The sequence below is a fragment of the Kitasatospora sp. NPDC001159 genome (assembly GCF_053598235.1).
Window position 1 is genome coordinate 22,523 of record NZ_JBSFJV010000023.1, and the last position, 21,318, is coordinate 43,840.

Below are 21,318 nucleotides of genomic sequence, written 5' to 3' on the forward strand. Positions count from 1 at the left end.
GCGGTCCGCCGGCGGGCGCGCTGGGCGCCGCGGCCGCTGCCGACTGTAGACCATTCTGAACGGGTTCAAAAGTTGGTTCTGAACGCGTTCAGAACACCGGAGGTCGTGGCCTACCCCTTCACCGACCCGGCCAGCAGCCCGCGCACGAAGTACCGCTGGAGGCTGAAGAAGACGATCAGCGGCACGATGATCGACAGGAACGCCCCGGCCGTGAGCAGTTCCCACCGCCCGCCGAAGGAGCCGGACAGCTGGGCCAGCCGGACCGTCATCGGCGCCACCTCCGGTGTGCCGCCGGCGAAGGTGAGCGCGACCAGCAGGTCGTTCCAGACCCACAGGAACTGGAAGATCGCGAACGAGGCCAGCGCCGGGGCGCACAGCGGCAGCACGATCGAGCGGAAGATCTTGAAGTGCGAGGCGCCGTCCACCACCGCCGCCTCCATCAGATCGCGCGGCAGCTGGGCGATGAAGTTGTGCAGCAGGAACACCGCCAGCGGCATCGCGAACATGGTGTGCGCCAGCCAGACCGGCGCGTAGCTGCCCTTCAGGTCCACCGCCGGGATCAGCGTCAGCGGGCCCAGGTGCGCGCCGCCGGAGAACAGCCGCAGCAACGGGATCAGCGCCATCTGGAGCGGCACCACCTGGAGCGCGAACACGGTGAAGAACACCGCGTCGCTCCCCCGGAACCGCACCCAGGCCAGCGCGTAGGCCGCCATCGCCGCCAACACCAGCGGGAAGAGGGTGGCCGGGATGCTGATCGCCAGCGAGTTCACCAGGAAGGGCATCAGGCCGGTGGAGACGCCGGAGCCGCCCTCGAACAGCACCGCGTGGTAGTTGCCGAGCCCGAAGTCCGGGTGGAGCAGGGCGTTCCACCAGCCGTCGGCCGTCACGTCCTGCTTGGGGCGCAGCGAGGTGACCAGCAGGCCGAGGGTAGGGATCGTCCAGAGCACCGTCATCGCGATCACGAACACCGAGGCCAGCGGGCTGCTGAAGGCCTTCCGCACCGGATTCCCCCGGACGGGCCGGCTGCCAGCGGGACGACGGCCAGCGGACCGAGGGTTCACGGCTTTCGCCTCACGATCACTCACCGCACCTCACGCTCCCTCCGCAGCTGGACGATGTTGTAGGCCACCAACGGCAGCACCGCGAGGAACAGCAGCACCGCGAGGGCGCTGCCCCGCCCGTCGTTGAACTGCACGAAGGACTGCGAGTACATCTCGTTGGCCAGCACCTGGGTGCCGAAGTTGCCGCCCGTCATGGTGCGGACGATGTCGAAGGCCTTCAGCGTGATGATCATGACGGTGGTCAGCACGACCATCACCGTGGTGCGGATCATCGGCACGGTGACGGACCAGAACAGCCGCAGCCCGGTCGCGCCGTCCAGCCGGGCCGCCTCCGTCACCTCGTCCGGGATCGCCTTGATCGCCGCCGACAGCACCACCATCGCGAAGCCGGTCTGCACCCAGACCATGACCGCCATCAGCAGGAAGGTGTTCAGCGGCTGGCTGAGCAGCCAGTTCGGCGGATCCGACCAGCCCACCGCGTGGGCGAGTTGGCTGAGCAGCCCGATCTGCGGCTGGTCCTTCCCGCGCGCCTCGTAGACGAACTTGAAGATGATCGAGGCGCCGACCAGCGAGATCGCCATCGGCATGAAGATCAGCGACTTGTACACCGCCTGGCCGCGCATCCGGTCCACCAGCAGCGCCAGCACCAGGCCCAGCCCGGTCGCCACCAGCGGCGCCACCACCAGCCACAGCAGGGTGTTGAACAGCACCTCGCGGATCGAGTCGGTGGTGAAGGCCCAGCCGAAGTTCTCGCCGCCGACGAACCCGGTGCCGTCGGCGTTCTGCAGGCTCAGGTAGACGGTGCGGACCAGCGGCATCACCAGGCCGACCGCCAGCAGCAGCACGGCCGGGCCGAGGAACACCAGGACGGCCAGCGGGCGGGCCAACCGGCCCCGGGCCCGGCCGGCCACCAGGAAGACCAGCAGCAGGATCCCGAGGAAGCCCGCGATCGCGCCGAAGCTGTTGCCGAACTTGACCGCCGCGTCGCCCCAGGCGCCGTCGGCCAGGGAGCCGCCGACGCGAGGCAGGGAGCCGACATCGGACAGAGAGCCGGTGTCGGGCGGGGAGCCGGATACGGACATGGCTGTACGTCCCTTCGGGTGCGGTGGGAAGGGGGCGGGCGGTGCGGGTGGGTGGCCCCGCACCGCCCTCGACAGGTGGTCCTCGTGCCCGCGCCCGACGGGCCAGGGCGGGCTACTTCGGCCAGGCGGCGTCGATGTCGGCGGCGGTCTTCTGGATCGCCTGTCCCTCGGCGAACCAGGCGGTCAGCGACTTCCACTCCTGCCCGGCGCCGACGGCTGCGGGCATCATGTCGGAGCCGTCGAAGCGGAAGGTCGCGCTCGGGTCGGTCAGCGCCTCCGCCGAGAGCTTGTCGATCGGGTCGGTGTACAGGCTCCTGTCCACGCCCTGGTTGGCCGAGACCCAGCCGGTCGCGGTCTTCACCCGGCTGCTCGCCCAGTCCGAGCTGGACAGGTAGTTCTGCACCGCCTGCGCCTCGGGCTTGTTGGAGAAGGCGGCCAGGAACTCGCCGCCGCCCTCGACCGGGTTGGCGATCGACGGGTTCACCGCGGGCAGGCGGAAGGCGAACACGTCGCCGTCCGGGCCGACCTTGGTGCCCTTGGGCCACTGGGCCTCGTAGAAGGAGGCCTGTTGGAGCATCGCGCACTTGCCGGTGAGGATCGGCGCGCCCGCGTCCTGGAAGGTGGTGGTGGCGATCGACGTGACGTCACCGTAACCACCGTTGACCCAGGCCGGGTTCTGCATCCAGTCGGCGACGGTCTTCATCGCGGTGGTGATCTTCTCGTCGGAGAACTTCACCTGGTGGCCGACCCACTGGTCGTAGACCTCACCACCGTACGCGCCCAGCACCACCTCCTCCAGCCAGTCGGTGGCCGGCCAGCCGGTGGCTGTGCCGGAGGCGATGCCGCCGCACCAGGGCTTTGGGCCGCCCGACTTGGCGATCCGGTCGCTGAGCGCCACCAGGTCCGCCCAGGTCTTCGGCACCTCGTAGCCAGCCGTCTTGAAGGCCTTCGGCGAGTACCAGACCAGCGACTTCATGTTGGCGCTCATCGGCGCCGCGTAGAAGGTGCCGTCGACCGAGCCGTAGGTCTTCCAGACCGGGCTCCACTTGTCCTGGTTGGCGACGGTCTGGGCGGGCGGCTTGACCACCTTGCCGCTCTTGACCATCTGCGCCAGCAGGCCCGGCTGCGGGATGATCGCGAAGTCCGGGGCATTGCCGCCGGCCACCCGGACCGGCAGCTGGGACTCGAAGTCGTTGGACCCCTCGTAGCTGATCTTGATCCCGGTGCACTTGCTGAACTCGGACCAGGACTTCTCCAGGTTGTCCGACTCCGGACTGAGGATGGAGGCGAACATCGTCACCGTGGTGCCCGAATGGCCCGCGTACGGCTGGTACTTGGCGCAGTCGCCGGTCAGCGTCTGGGCCGCTCCACCGCCGCCACCCGAACCGCCGGAGCTGTTCGAGCAGGCCGCGGTCAGGGTCAGCGCCGCCAGCAGGGCGGGCACGGCGGCCAATCGGCGGCGGGAACTCCAGTACGGCGCGGTCGGGTTGAGGGTCAATGCGGTCCTCCTCGCCAGGGCGTGCTGCCGAAGGTTGGCTGAACAACACTGCGCTGTACCGGAGATGGGCGTGCAGAGGTCGCGGGCGAGCGGGCGGCCGAACCGATTCGACGACGTTAACGCAGCCACCGGCCGCCGCCAAGGTCCATGGTCGACCTTCACAGACCGGTGCCCCGACCGTGACCGACGGAAACCGGAGTTCACGCCCCGAGGAGCCGAAGGCCCCGCCCGGAAGCCGGACGGGGCCATGGTTCCGACGCGGCCCCGACGCAACCCCGACGTACCGTCAGAAGAGTCGGACGGGCAGCTCCAGCAGGCTGTTCACCACCAGCGACGGGCTCGGCCGCAGCTCGCCGTCCGGCACCGCCAGCGACAGCGCGGGGAAGCGCTCGAACAGTGCGGGCAGCGCGACCCCCGCCTCCAGCCGGGCCAGCGGCGAGCCCGGGCAGACGTGCGGGCCGTGGCCGAAGGACAGGTGGCGGGTCGGGTCCCGGGTGATGTCGAACAGTTCCGCCGTCACCCCGTGCTGCAGCGGGTCCCGGCCGATCGCGTTGTACGAGACCAGCACCGGCTCGCCCGCCGGGATCACCGCCTCGCCGACCTCGATGTCCTCCGCCGCGAAGCGGAACAGGAAGTTGCTGGTCGGCGGGGTCCAGCGGAGCGACTCCTCGACCACCGCGTCCCAGGACACCTTCCCGGCGCGCACCAGCTCCAGCTGGTCCGGGTGGGCCAGCAGCGCCCGCACCGCGTTGCCGATCAGGTTCACCGTGGTCTCGTGGCCGGCCGCGATGATCACCCGCAGGGTGGCCGCCGCCTCCGCGTCGGTGAGCGCCCCGCCCTCGGTGTCCGCCGCCAGCAGCACGCTCGCCAGGTCCTCGCCCGGGGCCGCACGGCGCTGCGCCACCAGGTCGTTGACGAAGGCGTTCAGCCCGGCGATGGTCGCCTGGATGCCGGCCGGGTCGGGCTTGATGCCGAAGAACCGCTCGTACAGGTCGCGCAGCACGCCGTGGTCCGACTCCGGCACGCCCAGCAGCGAGCAGATCACCGTCATCGGCAGCGGGAAGGCGAAGGCGGTCTTGAGGTCGACCACCGACGCCCCGGCCGCCAGGCCGTCCAGCAGCGCGTGGGTGATCTCCTCCACGCGCGGGCGCATCAGCTCGACCCTGCGCGGGGTGAAGGCCTGTGCGACCAGCGCCCGCAGTCGGCGGTGCTCGGCGCCGTCCGTGGTCACCATGCTCGGGCCGGGCACCGCCAGGCCGATCAGCGGCCAGGTCTTCGACACCTCGCCACGCTGGTAGGCCGCCCAGTGCTTGGCGTCCTTCACCAGCCGGGCGTCGGTGAGCAGATCGCGCGCGGCCGCGTGCCGGGTCACCGCCCAGGCGGCGACCCCGCCCGGCAGCACCACCGGCACCACCGGGCCGGCGGCCCGCAGCAGGGCGCCCTCGGCGACGTTGTCGCGGGCCAGCGGGTCGAGGGCGATCGGGACCGGGGCAGCGGTCATCGGCGTCTACTCTCCTTCAACGGCAAGGCACTTCGAACGATTGTGCACGTCCCGTGGATCTTGGCTGGCCCGACGGAGATCCGCAAGACGCGCGCTGCGGACACGCCCTCAGGCCGGGTGGCCCGGGGTGAACGAGACCGGCAGCGCGACCAGCCCGCGCACCCACGCCGAGGGCCGCCACACCAGCGCGTGCTCGGCCACCGCCAGCCGCAGGTCCGGCAGCCGGTCCAGCAGCACCTCGATCGCGGTGGTGGCGATCACCTCGGCCGCCTCCTGCGCCGGGAACGGGCAGCCGTGCTCGCCGTACGAGTAGCTCATGTGCGCCCGGTTCCCCTCGGCCGGGCGGCCGTCGGCCTGCCGCACCAACGGGTCCGCGTTGGCCCCGGCGAAGCCGAGCAGCAGCATGTCCCCCTCGGCGATCCGCTGACCGCCGAGCTGGGTGTCCCGCACCGCCCAGCGACCGGCGAAGATCTGCGTCGGGGTGTCCTCCCAGAGCGCCTCGTTGAGCGCCTGGCTGATGCTGCGCCGACCACCCGCCAGCGAGGCGGCGAAGCGCTCGTCGGTGAGCATCAGCCGCAGCGTGTTGGAGATCCAGTACGAGCTCGGCTGATGGCCGGCGATCAGCAGCACCCGCAGGTCGCGCATCACCTCGTCGTGGGTCAGCCCCGCCGGGTGCTCCAGCATCCGCGAGGCCACGTCCGCGCCGGGGTGCTCGGCCTTCTCCTCCACCAGCGCGAGCATCAGCTCCAGCAGCCGCTGGGCGCCGGCCGGCGCGTCCGCCCCGCCGTCCAGCATCGCCAGCAGGGCGGCGATCAGCTGCGGTGCCTGCTCCTCGTCCAGACCGAGAACCCTGCACAGCACCAGCAGCGGCATCCGGTGCGCGTACTCGGCGACCAGGTCGGCCTCGCCGCGCCCGGCGAACTCGTCGATCAGCCGGTCGGCGATCTCCTCGGCGTGCTTGCGCAGCTCGTACGGGTCGATGCCGGCCAGCGCGTCGGTGACCGCACGGGAGCGGCGCACGTGCTCCTCGCCCTCGGCGTACAGGATCGACGGCACCGGCGCCATCATCGGCTTCAGCGGCCAGTCGGCGGGCAGCGTCGCCCAGGCGTGCCAGCGGCTGGAGTCGCGGCCGAACAGCTGCGGCTGGCCGGTGACCTGCTGCAGCTCGCGGTAGCCGATCACCAGCCAGGCGGGCACGCCGCCGGCCAGCTCGACCGGGGCGACCGGGCCGTGCGCGGCGCGCAGCTCGCGGTAGAGCTGGGCCGGGTCGGTCTGGAAGCGCGGCCCGTACAGCGGCGTGGCGCCGGCGTGCGCCGGGCAGCCCGGGGGCGGGGTGGCGGCGGGCTGGGTCACGGGGTGCTCTCCTCGTAGATCGCGTCGGGTACTCCGGCGAGGGCCGCCAGGTGGTGGACCAGTTCGATCAGCACCCGCTTGCCGGACTCGCGGTCGCGGGCGTCGCAGTCCACCAGCGGCACCCCGGCCGGCAGGTCCAGCGCCTCTCGGACCTGCTCCAGGGTGTGGGTGGGCTCACCGAAGTTGTTGCGGGCGACGATGAACGGGGTGCCGTGGTGCTCCAGCCGGTCGATCGCGTACCAGGACTCCTCCAGCCGCCGGGTGTCCACCAGTACGACCGCGCCCAGGGCCCCGCTGAACAGGCGGTCCCAGAGGAACCAGAAGCGCTCCTGCCCGGGCGCGCCGAACAGGTAGAGCACCTGGCGCTCGGACAGGGTGATCCGGCCGAAGTCGAAGGCGACCGTGGTGGAGCGCTTGCCCCAGGAGCCGGCCGGGTCGATGCCCTCACCGGCCCGGGTCATCACCTCCTCGGTGTTCAGCGGACGGATCTCGCTGACCGAACCGACCAGGGTGGTCTTGCCCACCCCGAAGCCGCCGACCACGACGATCTTCAGCGCGTTGTCGGCGGTCGCCCGCAGCGGGGTGCGCACCGCGGACTGGACGTCAGAGCCGTTGGAGGCCATGCAGCACCTGCTTCAGCGTGTCGAGGTCGGGCAGCCGGGCCTTGTTCGGCGCGAACCTGGGGTGCCGGGCGGTGACCGCCCCGGACTCCAACAGGTCGCCGAGCAGGATCTTCACCACCGAGACGGGCAACGACAGCTCCGCCGCCACCTCCACGACGGCGGTCGGGGCCTCGCACATCCGCAGGATCCGGGCGTGCTCCGACTGCATCCCGGCCACCGGCTCCCGCTCCGCGACGATCAGCGTGACCAGGTCGAAGGCGTTCTCCGGGGCCCGGCTGCGGCCCCCGGTGATGGTGTAGAGGCGGTCCGGGTCGTCGTCCCGACCCGGCAGCACCGGCCCGGCGTTCATATCCCGGCGCTCTCTTGAGCGGCGTCGTCGGCTTCCGCGCTGCGGGCGGGCGCGCTGAGGTAGACGCCGATCTGCTCGATCAGGCCGTGCATGTTGTGGCCGACCACGCCCACGTCCGCGTCGTCGTCCGTGACCACCGCGAGGTGCGCGCCCTCACCGGCCGCCACGATGCACAGGACGCCGCCGTGGAACTCGGTCATCGACTGCCGCACCCCGCCGCTGCCGTCGCCGAACTCGATCGAGGCGCCGTGCGCCAGGCTCTGCAGACCGGAGGCGATCGCGGCCAGCTGGTCGGCCTGGTCCGCGCTCAGCCCGGCGGTGTGGCAGAGCTTGAGGCCGTCGGCGGAGAGAACCAGGGCGTGCCGGGCGCCGGGGGTTGCCGCCAGCAGGTTTTCCAACAGCCAGTCGAGGTCGCGGTCGGTGGCGCTGCTCATGGGGTGTCCTTCTCGGTGACGGGGGAAGCGTCGGGCGTGGTGTCGGTGTCCGCGGCCGGCGTCGCCGCGGGTACGGGCTCGGCGGCCGGTGGGGGCACCGCCGGCTGGGCGGACCGACGGAAGGCGCCGAACCGCGCGGCGGCGCTGGCCGCGTCGGTCCGTACGGGCTTCGCGGCCGGGGCCACCGCGGGGGCGGTGGTGGACAGCGTCTGTCCGCGCCGGCGCTGCGGCAGGCCGCTGTCGGTCATCCGGGCGGGCGCGGACGGGGTCTGGGTGGGGACGGTGGGCGCCGGGACCACCGTGGCGGTCGGTACGGCGGCCGCGGCGGCGCTCGGCGCGGTGGACGCGGGCGGCAACGAGGTGGGCGCCGGGCGGGCCGGGGTGAGCGCGGGGCGCGCGGACTCCACGACGGGCGCGGGGACCTGGACAGGTGCCGGGGCCTGGTGGGTGACCAGCTGCTGCGGGATCAGCATCACCACCCCGGTGCCACCGCGCGCCGACGGCCGGAAGGAGATCTGCAGCCCGTGCTTGCGCGCCAGCATGCCGACCACCGCGAGGCCCAGCCGGGTACCGGCGGTGAGCGTGGTGAGGTCCAGCGGCTCGGCGGAGACCGCCCGTTCGGCGCGGCGCAGCCAACTGTCGCTCAGTCCCAGCCCGCTGTCCTCGACGGTGACCGCCAGACCGGCCGGCACCTCCTCGACGTAGACGTGCACCTCGGCCGGCGGGGCGGAGAAGTTGGTGGCGTTGTCCAGCAGTTCGGCCAGCGCGTGCATCACGCCCTCGGCCGCGTACCCGGCGACCGCGGCGGTGCTGGCGTTGTGCAGCCGCACCCGCTGGTAGGCACCGATCCGGCCGAGCGCGCCGCGTAGCACCGACTCCACCGCGATCGGCTTGGCCCAGCGGCGGCCGGACCGGGCGCCGGTGAGCACCGCGATGCTGTCCGCCATCCGGCCCGCCTGGGCGGTCGAGTGGTCCAGGCGCAGCAGGTCGCCGAGAACCTCCTCGTCGTGCCGGTGCTGCATCTCGCGCAGCTCGGCGTGCATGCTCGTGGCCAGCGCCTGCACCCGCCCGGCGGCGGTCGCGCAGACCGCCAGCGCGGCGGCCCGCAGCCGCTCGCCCCGGCCGATCTCCTCGCCGACGGCGCGCAGCAGCGCGTACTGGGGGTGCTTGCGGTGGGTGGCCAGCGCGCTGTCCACGGCGGCGCCCGCGCGCAGCTTCTTCACCACCTCGGGCAGCACGTCCTCGGGGATCCGGTCCAGCTCGGCGCGCTCGGCGGCGGCCCGTTCCCGGGCTGCCTCGGCCTCGGCCCGCGCGGTGTCCAGCTCGGCCCGCAGCCGGGCCAGCTCGGCGACCGCGGCGGTCACGTCCGCCTCGGCGCGGGCCTGCTCGGCCTTGGCGGCGTCCCGTTCGGCCTGCGCGGCCGTGGCGCGCTCCTTGGCGGCCGTCTCGGCCTGTCGGGCGCTGTCGGCCACGACCAGCGCCGTCATCGTTTCCCGGTGCTGCTCCTCCACGGCCTCGGCCAGCTGGCGGGAGCGCTCGGCGCCGGTCGCGGCCAGGCCGACCGCGATCAGCCAGAGCACCGTGACGGCGCCCACCGCGAGGGCGGTGAGCGGCTGGTGCGCGCCCAGGGCCCGGTCGATGCCGACCGGTGCGGCGACCAGGGCCAGCAGGACGGCAGCCGCCGTGAGGGCGGCGGTGCGCGGCGCGGGGCGGCGGCGCGGCTGACCGTCGGGGCTGGTGGCTTCTCTCATCGGGGCGGTCCTCGGCAACGTCGGCGGGCGGCGGCGCGGGCGGCGGGTCGGCGACGGTTGCGGCCGCCGACAGCGGGTCGAGCGCATACGAGACCGCCCGGCGACGTCGTGAAACGTCTCCGGGCGGCTGATCCGTTCACGCTTTCGGCCGATCATATCGATTCAGACATTGGCCTCAAGCCGCTAGTTGACGGTCATTCTCCTTCATTCACGCCTCGTACACCGGTCGGTGACACCATCGACGCCCCGCCGCGGGCCCCGCCGGGGGCGGACTCAGGCCAGTTTGGCCTCCACCCGCCGGGTCCTCCGGCCGCGCCAGGACCGCCAGCAGCAGGTGCTCCGTCCCGATGCAGCCGTGCCGCAGGTCCCTCGCCTCCCGCTGCGCGGTGACCACCACCTGCCGCGCCGCGTCGGTGAAACGCTCGTTTGGTTGACACCCCTTGCGAAATGTCAACCCTGCTTGACGGCTGCGGAGCTCACCCGAACCGCCGCGCCAGCGCCTCCTCGAAGCTCCCCCGCCCCACCGCCCGCTCCGGCGTCGTGAGCCCGCCCGCCCGCAGCGCCCGTCCCACCGCCCCCGGCACCCGCAGCGGCAGCAGCACCCGCCGGCGGCCCGCCGCCCGCAGGTACGCCTCGGCCAGCTCCCGATACGGCCGCGCCTGCGGCCCGCCCACCTCCGGCGCGAACCCGGCCGGCTCCGCCCCCACCAGCCCCGCGACCCGCGCCGCCACCTCCCGGACGTCCACCGGCTGGATCCGAGCACCGGTCACCACCGGGAACACCGGCAGCTTCGCGCTCACCCCGAAGACCTTGAACAACAGGTCGTGGAACTGCGTCGCCCGAAGCACCGTCCACCCCAGCGCCGACTCCCGCACCACCCGCTCACAGGCGAGCTTCGCCTTGTAGTACGCGATCGGCACCCGGTCGACCCCCACGATCGACACGTACACCAGGTGCCGTACCCCGGCCTGCCGGGCCTGCGCCACCAGCCGCTCGACCCCGGACACGTCCTGCTTCCCCTGCGTGGTCGCGCAGTCCACCACCGTCTCCACGCCGGCGACCGCCTCCGCGATCCCCGCCCCGGTCACCAGGTCCCCGACCACCCACGCGACCCCGTCACCCCCGTCCCGCACCCGTCGGCTCAACCCCCGTACCGCCACCCCGCGCGCCACCAGCAGGCGCACCACCTCCCGCCCCAACGTCCCCGTCGCCCCGGTCACCAGCACCGTCCCCATCACCACACCACTCCTCTCGGGAAAAGCCGTCACCCCCTACGGACCGGACACCGCCCCCGTCCGTGACATCGGCATCCCCGGGAACGCGAAAAAGCGGGGCGGGGACCGTGAAGTCCTCGCCCCGCTTCAGCGGCTCACCTCACGCGAGGTGAACGCCGGGATCGTCAGCTGCAGCCGCTGGTGGAGCCGCAGCCCTCGCAGAGGTAGCAGCTGCCGGCGCGGCGCATCTTGGTGCCGCAGGAGAAGCAGAGCGGCGCGTCGGCGTTGAGGCCGAGCTGGATCTCCATCAGCTCCGTGGAGTTGTGGGCCTGCTTCGGGGCCGCCTTGGGCGCCTCGACGGCGGGGGCCGGCTTGGCGACCACCGGGGCGGACTGGGCCAGCGACTCGGTGTCGAGCTCCTCGGCCTCCAGCGGCTCGTACGAACCCGTCTCCAGGTGGCGCTGGCGCTCCTCGACGGAGTGGATGCCGAGCGCCGAGCGGGTCTCGAACGGCAGGAAGTCCAGCGCCAGGCGGCGGAAGATGTAGTCGACGATCGACTGCGCCATCCGCACGTCCGGGTCGTCGGTCAGACCGGCCGGCTCGAAGCGCATGTTGGTGAACTTCGAGACGTAGGTCTCCAGCGGCACGCCGTACTGCAGGCCGACCGAGACGGCGATGGAGAAGGCGTCCATCATGCCCGCGAGGGTCGACCCCTGCTTGGACATCTTCAGGAAGACCTCGCCGAGGCCGTCGTCCGGGTAGGAGTTGGCGGTCATGTAGCCCTCGGCGCCACCGACCGTGAAGGAGGTGGTGATGCCCGGACGGCCCTTGGGCAGGCGCTTGCGGACCGGGCGGTACTCGACGACCTTCTCGACCGCGGCGGGGGCCTCGGCCGCCGCCTCCTTCTCGTCCTTCTTCTTGGCCGAGAGCGGCTGGCCGACCTTCGAGTTCTCGCGGTAGATGGCGAGCGCCTTGACGCCCATCTTCCACGCCTCGAAGTAGATCTCCTCGACGTCCTCGACGGTCGCGCTGGCCGGCATGTTGACCGTCTTGGAGATGGCGCCCGAGATCCACGGCTGGATCGCCGACATCATCCGCACGTGTCCCATCGGCGAGATGGAGCGCTCGCCCATGGCGCAGTCGAAGACCTCGTAGTGCTCGGCCTTCAGGCCCGGCGCGTCCACCACGTTGCCGTGCTCGGCGATGTGGGCGACGATCGCCTCGATCTGCTCGTCCTGGTAACCGAGGCGCCTGAGGGCGCGCGGGACGGTGCCGTTGACGATCTGCATCGAGCCGCCGCCGACGAGCTTCTTGAACTTGACCAGGGCGAGGTCGGGCTCGACGCCGGTGGTGTCGCAGTCCATCATCAGACCGATGGTGCCGGTCGGGGCGAGCACCGAGGCCTGGGCGTTGCGGAAACCGTTCTGCGAACCGAGGCGCAGCACGTCCTGCCAGGACTTGTTGGCCGCGAGCCAGACCGGGGCGTCCAGGTCGTCGAAGGAGACGGCGTCCAGCGAGGCGTCCGCGTGCTGCTTCATGACCTGCTGGTGCGCGGCCGCGTTGCGAGCGTAGCCGTCGTACGGGCCGACCACACCGGCGAGTTCGGCGCCGCGGCGGTAGGCGGTGCCGGTCATCAGCGAGGTGATGGCGCCGGCCAGTGCGCGGCCGCCCTCGCTGTCGTAGGCGTGGCCGGTGGCCATCAGCAGGGCGCCGAGGTTGGCGTAGCCGATGCCGAGCTGGCGGAAGGCGCGGGTGGTCTCGCCGATCTTCTCGGTGGGGAAGTCGGCGAAGCAGATGGAGATGTCCATCGCGGTGATGACCAGCTCGACGACCTTGGCGAAGGTCTCGGCGTCGAACCCAATCCCGCCGACCGACGCAGTGTCGTCGCGCAGGAACTTCATCAGGTTCAGCGAGGCGAGGTTGCAGCTGGAGTTGTCCAGGTGCATGTACTCGGAGCACGGGTTGGACGCGTTGATGCGGCCGGACTCCGGGCAGGTGTGCCAGTTGTTGATGGTGGTGTCGTACTGGATTCCGGGGTCGGCGCAGGCCCAGGCGGCCTCCGCCATCTTGCGGAACAGCTTCTTGGCGTCGACGGTCTCGATGACCTCGCCGGTCATCCGGGCGCGCAGGCCGAATTCGGTGCCGTTCTCGACGGCGGTCATGAATTCGTCGTTGACGCGGACCGAGTTGTTGGCGTTCTGGTACTGGACGGACGCGATGTCGTCGCCGCCGAGGTCCATGTCGAAGCCCGCGTCGCGCAGGGCCCGGATCTTCTCCTCCTCCTTCACCTTGGTCTCGATGAAGGCCTCGACGTCCGGGTGGTCGACGTCCAGCACGACCATCTTGGCCGCGCGGCGGGTGGCACCGCCGGACTTGATGGTGCCGGCCGAGGCGTCGGCGCCGCGCATGAAGGAGACCGGGCCGGAGGCGTTGCCGCCGGAGGAGAGCAGTTCCTTGGAGGAGCGGATGCGGGAGAGGTTGAGGCCGGCGCCGGAGCCGCCCTTGAAGATCATGCCCTCTTCCTTGTACCAGTCGAGGATCGACTCCATGGAGTCGTCGACGGACAGGATGAAGCAGGCGCTGACCTGCTGGGGCTGCTTGGTGCCGACGTTGAACCAGACCGGCGAGTTGAAGCTGAACACCTGGTGGAGGAGGGCGTGGGTCAGCTCGTGCTCGAAGATCTCGGCGTCGTCCTTGGTGGCGAAGTAGCCGTGCTTCTCGCCGGCCGCGCGGTAGGTGAGGACCACGCGGTCGATGATCTGCTTGAGGCTCCACTCGCGCTGCGGGGTGCCGACGGCGCCGCGGAAGTACTTGGACGTGACGATGTTGACGGCGTTGACCGACCAGAAGTCGGGGAACTCGACACCGCGCTGCTCGAAGTTGATCGAGCCGTCGCGCCAGTTGGTCATGACGACATCACGCCGCTCCCAGCGGACCTCGTCGTACGGGTGCACGCCAGGGGTGGTGTAGATGCGCTCCATCCGGAGGCCGCCCTTCGGGGCCTTGGCGCCCTTGGCCGCGACCTTCTCGGACTTCGACCCGCGTGCGGAACCGCTCGTGGTGTCTGTCACTTCTCGCTCCTCCTCCTGGGCAAACGCCCGAAGTGCCCCGAAAAATCCGGGCACCGCTGGTTCGTACTTCCGGTGTGCGGGCAGGCGGGAGACCTTGCCCGCTTACGCATGGTTTGTGGTGTTTCGTGCCCTGTTTTCGGGCACACGTGGGCCCCGTGGGGCCGTGTGGTGCTGACAGGCGGGCCCGCGCGGGGCCCGGCGCCTCCTAGGGCGCTGCGGCGGGAACGGGCACGGGGGTGCCGTCCGCCTCGGGGACGGGCCGCTCGGCGCGGAGTTGCGCGATGGCGGCCTCGAAGTCTTCGAGTCCGTCGTAGGCCTGGTACACACTGGCGAAGCGCAGGTACGCGACCACGTCGAGTTCCTTGAGCGGGCCGAGTATGGCCAGCCCGACGTCGTGGGTGGTCAGCTCGGCGTTGCCGCTGGCGCGCACGCACTCCTCGACCCGCTGGCCGAGCTGCGCGAGGGCGTCCTCGGTGACCGGGCGGCCCTGGCAGGCCTTGCGGACGCCGGTGATGACCTTCTGCCGGGAGAACGGCTCGGTGACGCCGCTGCGCTTGACGACCATGAGCGCGGCCGTCTCCACGGTGGTGAAACGGCGGCCACAGTCCGGGCACTGTCGACGACGGCGAATGCAGCTGCCGTCCTCGGTGGTCCGGCTGTCGACAACGCGGCTGTCGGAGTGCCGGCAGAAGGGGCAGTGCACCTGGGGATCCCTCCCTGGCAGGACGTGCGGACCAGTCGAGTCTAAGCGATGCGCCCCCGGCCTCGGCAAGCTGATCATGCGACGCGACCACTAGTACTGGGCACGGAGAGGACTCTAGCCACTACATCTAGGCCTCAGGGGGAAGTAACACCCCTGGCGTGTCGGCGCCGATTAGACTTCCGGGGTCGACATCCGGTCGAACATTTACTCGATGTACAACAAAGCCTTGATCGAGTCAGCCAACTCCCGAATAATTCACTCGAACGTGTGTTTGGCGCAACCTTTCGATAGGAGGTGCGTTGGGCTGGAAAAGGGAGAGGACAGCCGTCGAGAGGGGCCGCCGTGAACACCATCGAAACCAACACCATCCCGGTGCAGGAACACTCCCAGTTCAAGGTGGGGCAGCGCACCACGAATCAGCAGAGTGTGGACATCAGCATGGACCGTAGCGAAGACCACCGCCTCTCCGGCGCGGCCCTTTCCACCGCGAGCCGCGTTCCCGACCAGCCGATCGAACACTCCCCCGCAATGGACGAGAACCAGCCCTCCCCCGCCCGCGCGATGCCCGGACGCCCCCCCGGCATCCGAACCGACGAGGCCGGTCTCACCGAGCGCCAGCGCCGGGTGATCGAGGTCATCCGCGACTCCGTCCAGCGCCGCGGCTACCCGCCGTCCATGCGCGAGATCGGCCAGGCCGTCGGCCTGTCCAGCACCTCCTCGGTCGCCCACCAGCTGATGGCCCTGGAGCGCAAGGGCTTCCTCCGCCGGGACCCGCACCGCCCACGTGCCTACGAGGTCCGCGGCGTCGAGGTGGCCCGCCCCAACACCGCCGAAACGGCCGGTCGGCCGTCCACGTCCTACGTGCCGCTGGTCGGCCGGATCGCCGCCGGCGGTCCGATCCTGGCCGAGCAGACGGTCGAGGACGTCTTCCCGCTGCCCCGCCAGCTGGTCGGCGAGGGCGAGCTGTTCGCGCTCACCGTGCGCGGCGACTCGATGATCGAGGCCGCCATCTGCGACGGCGACTGGGTCACCGTGCGCCGCCAGCCGGTCGCCGAGAACGGCGACATCGTGGCCGCGATGATCGACGGCGAGGCCACCGTGAAGCGGCTCAAGCGCGAGGACGGCCGGATCTGGCTGATGCCGCACAACCCGGCGTACGAGCCGATCAACGGCGACAACGCGACCATCCTGGGCAAGGTCGTCGCGGTCCTGCGCCGCCTCTGACCTCACGGGCACGGTGCCTCCGACACCACTGACGCGCCGCCGCCGACACCGCGGACGGCAAACACCGGGAAGGGGCTCCACCGCGTCAGCGGGGAGCCCCTCCGTCGTTGTACGGCAGCAGCGGCAGCGGCGGCGCTCAGCCCCGCTTCACCACCGGCCGCACCGGCGCCGCCGAGGCGTCGATCGCCGCCAGCGAGCGGCGCACCTGGTTGCGGTCCGTGGTGTACCAGAACTCCGGCATGGACGACCGGAAGAAGCCCCCGTACCGCTTGGTCTCCACCCGCGGGTCGAGCACCGCGACCACGCCCCGGTCGTCCGCCGCCCGCACCAGCCGGCCGGCACCCTGCGCCATCAGCAGCGCCGCGTGCGTCGCCGCGACGGCCATGAAGCCGTTGCCGCCGTGCTGTTCGACGTCCTTCTGGCGAGCGCTCATCAGCGGGTCGTCCGGCCGCGGGAAGGGGATGCGGTCCATCACGACCAACTGGCAGGCCGAGCCGGGCACGTCCACGCCCTGCCAGAGCGAGAGCGTGCCGAACAGGCAGGTGGTCGCGTCCGAGGCGAACTCGCGGATCAACTCGCCCAGGGTGTCCTCCCCCTGGAGCAGGATCCGGTGGTCCAGCCGCTCCCGCATCGCCTCCGCGGCCGCCTGGGCACCGCGCATCGAGGAGAACAGGCCCAGCGTCCGGCCGCCGGCCGCGTCGATCAGCTCGGCCAACTCGTCCAGCATGTCCGGCCGTTCGGGGTCGCGCCCGGGGTCGGTGAGGTGCTTGGCGACGTACAGGATGCCCTGCTTGGGGTACTTGAACGGCGAGCCGACGTCGATCCCCCGCCAGGACGGGACGGCGTCCTCCCCGAAGCCGGGCTCCGGGTTGTCGCCGGGCGTGCGCTCGTCCGGCAGCCGGGTCTCCTTGGGCAGGCCGAGCGAGCCGGCCACGCCGTTGAAGTCCCCGCCGAGTTTGAGCGTGGCCGAGGTGAGGACGACCGAGCGCTCCTTGTACAGCCCCTCGCGCAGCAGCCCGGACACGCTCAGCGGCGCGACCCGCAGCGAGGCGGTGCCCAGCCCGTAGCGGTCGCTGCGCTCGATCCAGACCACGTCGTACTCGGAGTCCTCCAGCAGCCGCTCGGCGGTCTCGTGCAGCGTCTCGGCCGAGGCCATCGCCTGCTTGCGCACCGCGTCCTCGTCACTGAGCCCCTTGTCCCGGGTCTCGCCGAGCGAGGTGATCACCTGCCGGGCGGCGTCCCGGATCGCGGTGACCGCGTACGCCAGGTACTCGGGCAGCTCCTCGACCCGGCCGGGCTGGGCGGTCTCCATCAGGCCGTGGTAGTTCTCGGCGGCGGCCTGCAGCGCGTCCACGGCCTTCTCGTTGGCCAGCCGGGCCGCCCGCTTCACCGCCCGGTTGACCGCGCCGACGGTCAGCTCGGCGGTGGCCGCGCCGGTGACCCGGTTGACCAGCTCGTGCGCCTCGTCCACGATCAGCAGCCCGTGCTCGGGCAGCACCGGCGCGCCCTCGATCGCGTCGATCGCCAGCATCGCGTGGTTGGTGACCACGACGTCCGCCAGTTTGGCCCGCTCCCGCGCCTTCTCCGCGAAGCACTCCTGCCCGTACGCGCAGCGGGTCGCGCCCAGGCACTCCTTGGAGTTGACCGACAGCTGCGCCCACGCCTTGTCCGACACGCCGGGGCTCATGTCGTCGCGGTCCCCGGTCTCGGTCTCGTCCGCCCAGTCGCGCAGCCGCAGCACCTCCTGCCCGAGCTTGCCGGTGGGCCCGCCGAGCGCGTCCACCGGGTCGAACAGGCCCTCGCCCTCGTCGCTCGGGGTGCCCTCGTTGGCCCGGTGCAGGCACAGGTAGTTGGAGCGGCCCTTGAGCATCGCGAACAGCGGTCGGCGGCGCAGCACCGGGTGCAGCGCCTCGACCGTGCGCGGCAAGTCCCGCTCCACCAGCTGGCGTTGCAGTGCCAGGGTGGCGGTGGCGACCACCACGCGGTCCCCGTGGGCGAGCGCCGGCACCAGGTAGGCCAGGGACTTGCCGGTGCCGGTGCCGGCCTGGACGAGCAGGTGCTCGCTGTGGTCGACGGCGTCGGCGACGGCCTCGGCCATCCGCATCTGGCCGGGGCGCTCGACGCCGCCGACGGCCGCCACCGCGGCGTGCAGCAGTTCGGGGATCCGCGAGCGCGGGACGGCGACGGCTTCCTCGGCCTCGTCGCCGAGGTCCGTCGCGGGCAGGGGTTCGGAGTCGTTCGTCATGGCCCTTCCACCCTACGGGGCGGGGGCGACAATCCGGTCCCGTCGCACCGGAAGGCGCACGTCCACGGCGACCAGCGCGTTCGGCACCGTACCGTGCCGGGCCGCGTGCGGACGGTGCGGGCGGTCCTGGTAGCCGTCCAGCAGCAGCCGGTTGCGGTTGAGGCAGAGCCGGGTGATCCGGGGCCGGAACAGGTCGAACAGCTCGAAGCGCCCGCGCAGCTCGGGGAAGCGGTCCTGGTAGCGGTGGATCTCGGCACGCAGCAGGGCCCAGAACTCGGTCTCGGGCAGCCCGGTCTGCGCCTCCAGCAGTGGGGCGAGGTAGCGGAAGACGCCGATGAACAGCCCGGAGTGGATGAACTGGCAGAGCCCCTGCGGGCTGTCCCGCAGCAATACGTCGGCGACCTCGGCGGGCAGCTCGCGCAGTTCGGGCAGGTCCTGGTCGCTGAGGTTGACGTCGTCGACGAAGTCCTTGACCGCGAGCCGGGTCGGGGTGCCGCGGTCGTCGAAGACCACGATGGCGTTCTCGCCGTGCGGGGAGAAGACCAGCCCGTAGCGGTAGAGGAAGTGCAGCAGCGGCGGCATCATCGCGGCGAACAGCCGGCCGGTCCACTCGGCTGGGGTGAGGCCGGAGCGGGTGATCAGCTCGGCGGCGAGCGCGCGGCCGTCGGAGCCGGTCTGGAGCAGCGCGGCCAGGGTACGGGCGCGTTCGTCCCCGGCGAGGAAGGGTCCGATCGGTTCGCGCCAGATCGCGCCGAGGAGTTCCTTGTACTGGTACGGCGATTCGGGCATCTCCCGGTACACCGGGTGGTCGACGGTGACGGAGGCGATCTCGCCGAGCAGGATCACCCGGCACTCGTCCCGCAGGTACGGGTCGGCGTCGCGCAGCCCGTGCAGCCAGGCGGTGACGGCGGGCGCGGCGAGGGTCCGCTCGACCGGCAGGCCGCGCCAGACCAGGGTGTTGAGGATGGACAGCGGCAGCTTGACGGTGCAGCGCTCGGGGTGGGCGGTGTTGAAGAAGGAGCGGATGGACTGCTGGGGCAGCCGTGGGTCACCGTCCGAGGGCAGCGGGACGATCTCGCCGGAGGCGATCCAGGGCGCGAACAGCGGCAGGACCGTCTCGTCCCACTGCCAGGGGTGGACGGGCAGCAGCAGGTAGTCGTCGGCGTCCGGGCCGAGCGGGGCGCGCAGCGCGTCCGGGTCGTCCAGCTCGCGGGCGTACAGCTGCTCGGGCAGTTCCAGGCCGGGCACGCCGCGGTACTGGGCGAGCCGGCGGTGGACGGCGATCCAGGGCAGCGGGCGCGGGCTGCGGGCCTCCGGGGTCCAGCGGGCGGCGTCGCCGCCGGAGAAGCCGATCCGGCCCTTGTTGGGGACGATCCACGGGTGGCCGCCCTGCCGCCCCTCCAGCGCGGGGTGGTCGAGCTCGGCGAGTTCGGCGGCGGTGAGCGCGGTGGCGAGCTGGCGGGCGTCGGCGGTCAGGGTGGCGGAGAGCTCGCGGATCAGGTGGGCGGTGGTCTCGCCGCGCATCCCGAGGGTCTGCCGGGCGTACGGGAGGAAGCGCAGCGGGTCCAGGCCGTCCGGGCTGGAGCAGCGGATGGACTCCGGGTCGACCTGCCAGCTGTCGTAGGCACCGCGGCGGGCGGTGAAGCGGTACTCGGCCTCGGGCAGTTTCAGCAGGTAGTCGCCGTCGAGTGCCCCGGGGGCGGGCGTGAGCAGTTCCTCGTAGGCGAACTCGCCGAACATCTTGGCCAGCAGGGCGCGGCCGGCCCGCTGCCAGTGCCCGGCGGTGAGGTGCGGGGGCAGGTAGAGCGGCGGTTCAGCGGCCGACGGTTGCGGCACGGGTCAGCTCCTGGGGACGGGGGACGGCGGGGGTGGGTTGTGCGTGACCGGCGGGAGCCGGCGGCGCGAAGCCGGTCCAGGCGGTGCGGTCGGGCAGTCGGTGGACGGTCCGGCCGGTGACGGCGTTGAGGATGACGGCGGCCCGGTGGGCGCCGAGGCCGAGGTCGGGGGTGCCTACGCCGTGGGTGTGCAGTTCGGCGTTCTGGACGTAAAGGCCGCCGGTGAGCTCGGGCCGGGTGGCGACCCGGTGGTCGAGGTCGACCCGGTAGCGCCCGGACTCGTCCCAGTCGATCAGGTGGGCGAGCGGTTCGAGCGCGGCCGGGCGGACGGCGCGGTAGCCGGTGGCGAGCACCACGGCGTCGGTGCGCAGCAGGTGCTCGGCGCCGGAGTCGGTGTGCCGGCAGTGCAGTTCGAGGCCGCCGCAGGGGCCGGGGCGGGCGTCGGTGACGGCGGTGCCGGGGGTGATCCCGACCGGGGCGGTGTCGATCGGGCGGCCGATGGTGCGCTCGTAGAGGTGGTCGTGGATCTCGGCGAGGGTCTCGGCGCTGGCGGCCTTGTGCAGCTGCCACTGGGCGGTGACCAGGGCGTCCCGGACGGTCCCGGGGAGGCTGTGGAAGTAGCGGGTGTAGTCGGGGGTGAAGTGCTCCAGGCCGAGCTTGGAGTACTCCATGGGGGCGAGCGCCCGGGTGCGGGTGAGCCAGCGCAGCCGGACGCCGTCGCCCTCGTGGCGGCGGAGCAGGTCGAGGAAGACCTCGGCGCCGGACTGCCCGCTGCCGACCACGGTGATGTCCCGGGCGCCGGCCAGGTCGGCGCGGCGGTCGAGGTACTCGGCGGAGTGGAAGGCCCGCGGGTGGCCCGCGAGCCCCGCGAAGGCCTCGGGCAGGACCGGCCGGGTGCCGACGCCGAGCGCGAGGTTGCGGGCCCGTACGGTGGAGCGCCGGCCGGTCGCGGTGTCGGTCAACTCGGCCCGGTACGACCCGCCTTCCCAGTGCAGCGCGGTGACCTCGGTGCCGAAGCGGCAGTTGGCCAGCCGTTCGGCGGCCCAGCGGCAGTAGTGGTCGTACTCGCGGCGGGGCAACTGGAAGCGCTCGGCGAAGTAGAACGGGAACAGCCGGTCCTGGGCGCGCAGGTAGTTGAGGAAGGACCACGGGTTGGTCGGGTCGACCAGGGAGACCAGGTCGGCGAGGAAGGGCACCTGCATCCGGGCCCCGTCCACCAGCATCCCGTGGTGCCAGCGGAACTCCGGACGCTGGTCACAGAAGAGCGTGCGCAGGCCGGGTACGGGCTCGGCGAGTGCGGCGAGCGAGAGGTTGAACGGGCCGATGCCGACGCCGAGCAGGTCGTACGGCGGGGGTGTCGAGGTGTCCACAGGG

17 protein-coding genes are annotated in these 21,318 nt (G+C 72.0%); 1 reads left to right on the forward strand and 16 read right to left on the reverse strand.

Features of this window, described 5'->3' with window-relative positions; genetic code table 11:
* Positions 1-110: 110 nt before the first annotated feature.
* The 13 genes from ACWC9T_RS14705 to nrdR form a co-directional block, all read right to left on the reverse strand.
* Positions 111-1,001, reverse strand: a complete 891-nt coding sequence (locus ACWC9T_RS14705; RefSeq protein WP_449821413.1) for a carbohydrate ABC transporter permease — start codon at positions 999-1,001, stop codon at positions 111-113.
* 80 nt (positions 1,002-1,081) lie between these two features.
* The gene (locus ACWC9T_RS14710) at positions 1,082-2,143 is read right to left on the reverse strand and encodes a carbohydrate ABC transporter permease (RefSeq protein ID WP_449821414.1); all 1,062 of its coding nucleotides are present in this window, start codon (positions 2,141-2,143) and stop codon (positions 1,082-1,084) included.
* A 112-nt stretch (positions 2,144-2,255) separates the two neighbouring features.
* On the reverse strand, positions 2,256-3,641 hold the full coding sequence (locus tag ACWC9T_RS14715; RefSeq protein ID WP_449821415.1) for an ABC transporter substrate-binding protein: 1,386 nt from the start codon (positions 3,639-3,641) through the stop codon (positions 2,256-2,258).
* A 286-nt stretch (positions 3,642-3,927) separates the two neighbouring features.
* Positions 3,928-5,142 (reverse strand): cytochrome P450 family protein, encoded by a 1,215-nt coding sequence (locus ACWC9T_RS14720; protein WP_449821416.1) that lies wholly within the window; start codon positions 5,140-5,142, stop codon positions 3,928-3,930.
* A 108-nt stretch (positions 5,143-5,250) separates the two neighbouring features.
* Positions 5,251-6,495 carry a cytochrome P450 gene (locus tag ACWC9T_RS14725; protein ID WP_449821417.1) on the reverse strand — a complete coding sequence of 415 codons (1,245 nt, stop codon included), beginning with the start codon at positions 6,493-6,495 and terminating at the stop codon, positions 5,251-5,253.
* Entirely contained in the window at positions 6,492-7,118 is a 627-nt protein-coding gene (locus ACWC9T_RS14730; RefSeq protein WP_449821418.1) for a GTP-binding protein, read from the reverse strand. The genes ACWC9T_RS14725 and ACWC9T_RS14730 overlap by 4 nt, the downstream gene beginning before the upstream one ends.
* Positions 7,099-7,467 (reverse strand): DUF742 domain-containing protein, encoded by a 369-nt coding sequence (locus tag ACWC9T_RS14735; protein WP_449821419.1) that lies wholly within the window; start codon positions 7,465-7,467, stop codon positions 7,099-7,101. Before ACWC9T_RS14735 ends, ACWC9T_RS14730 begins: the two co-directional genes overlap by 20 nt.
* Complete coding sequence (locus tag ACWC9T_RS14740) at positions 7,464-7,901, reverse strand: roadblock/LC7 domain-containing protein (RefSeq protein WP_449821420.1); 438 nt, start codon at positions 7,899-7,901, stop codon at positions 7,464-7,466. Before ACWC9T_RS14740 ends, ACWC9T_RS14735 begins: the two co-directional genes overlap by 4 nt.
* Positions 7,898-9,652, reverse strand: coding sequence for an ATP-binding protein (locus ACWC9T_RS14745; RefSeq protein WP_449821421.1), 1,755 nt, complete (start codon positions 9,650-9,652; stop codon positions 7,898-7,900). Before ACWC9T_RS14745 ends, ACWC9T_RS14740 begins: the two co-directional genes overlap by 4 nt.
* A 208-nt stretch (positions 9,653-9,860) precedes the next feature.
* The gene (locus ACWC9T_RS14750; RefSeq protein WP_449821422.1) at positions 9,861-10,049 is read right to left on the reverse strand and encodes a Clp protease N-terminal domain-containing protein; all 189 of its coding nucleotides are present in this window, start codon (positions 10,047-10,049) and stop codon (positions 9,861-9,863) included.
* A 79-nt stretch (positions 10,050-10,128) separates the two neighbouring features.
* The gene (locus ACWC9T_RS14755; protein WP_449821463.1) at positions 10,129-10,887 is read right to left on the reverse strand and encodes an SDR family oxidoreductase; all 759 of its coding nucleotides are present in this window, start codon (positions 10,885-10,887) and stop codon (positions 10,129-10,131) included.
* A 164-nt stretch (positions 10,888-11,051) separates the two neighbouring features.
* Positions 11,052-13,937 carry a vitamin B12-dependent ribonucleotide reductase gene (locus ACWC9T_RS14760; protein ID WP_449821423.1) on the reverse strand — a complete coding sequence of 962 codons (2,886 nt, stop codon included), beginning with the start codon at positions 13,935-13,937 and terminating at the stop codon, positions 11,052-11,054.
* Positions 13,938-14,142: 205 nt separating this feature from the next.
* Positions 14,143-14,640, reverse strand: coding sequence for a transcriptional regulator NrdR (gene nrdR, locus ACWC9T_RS14765; protein ID WP_449821424.1), 498 nt, complete (start codon positions 14,638-14,640; stop codon positions 14,143-14,145).
* A 528-nt stretch (positions 14,641-15,168) separates the two neighbouring features.
* On the opposite strand from nrdR, the gene lexA reads away from it, so the two are divergent.
* On the forward strand, positions 15,169-15,864 hold the full coding sequence (lexA, locus tag ACWC9T_RS14770; RefSeq protein ID WP_449821464.1) for a transcriptional repressor LexA: 696 nt from the start codon (positions 15,169-15,171) through the stop codon (positions 15,862-15,864).
* Between the two features lie 136 nt (positions 15,865-16,000).
* Here lexA and ACWC9T_RS14775 read toward each other — a convergent pair whose 3' ends face one another.
* From ACWC9T_RS14775 to ACWC9T_RS14785, 3 genes are read right to left on the reverse strand one after another with little or no spacing between them, the layout of a single operon-like run.
* Entirely contained in the window at positions 16,001-18,109 is a 2,109-nt protein-coding gene (locus ACWC9T_RS14775; RefSeq protein WP_449821425.1) for an ATP-dependent DNA helicase, read from the reverse strand.
* Between the two features lie 12 nt (positions 18,110-18,121).
* Complete coding sequence (locus ACWC9T_RS14780) at positions 18,122-19,945, reverse strand: IucA/IucC family protein (RefSeq protein ID WP_449821426.1); 1,824 nt, start codon at positions 19,943-19,945, stop codon at positions 18,122-18,124.
* Positions 19,923-21,314: a lysine N(6)-hydroxylase/L-ornithine N(5)-oxygenase family protein gene (locus ACWC9T_RS14785; protein ID WP_449821427.1), complete on the reverse strand. Its 1,392-nt coding sequence runs from the start codon at positions 21,312-21,314 to the stop codon at positions 19,923-19,925. Before ACWC9T_RS14785 ends, ACWC9T_RS14780 begins: the two co-directional genes overlap by 23 nt.
* Between the last annotated feature and the right edge of the window lie 4 nt (positions 21,315-21,318).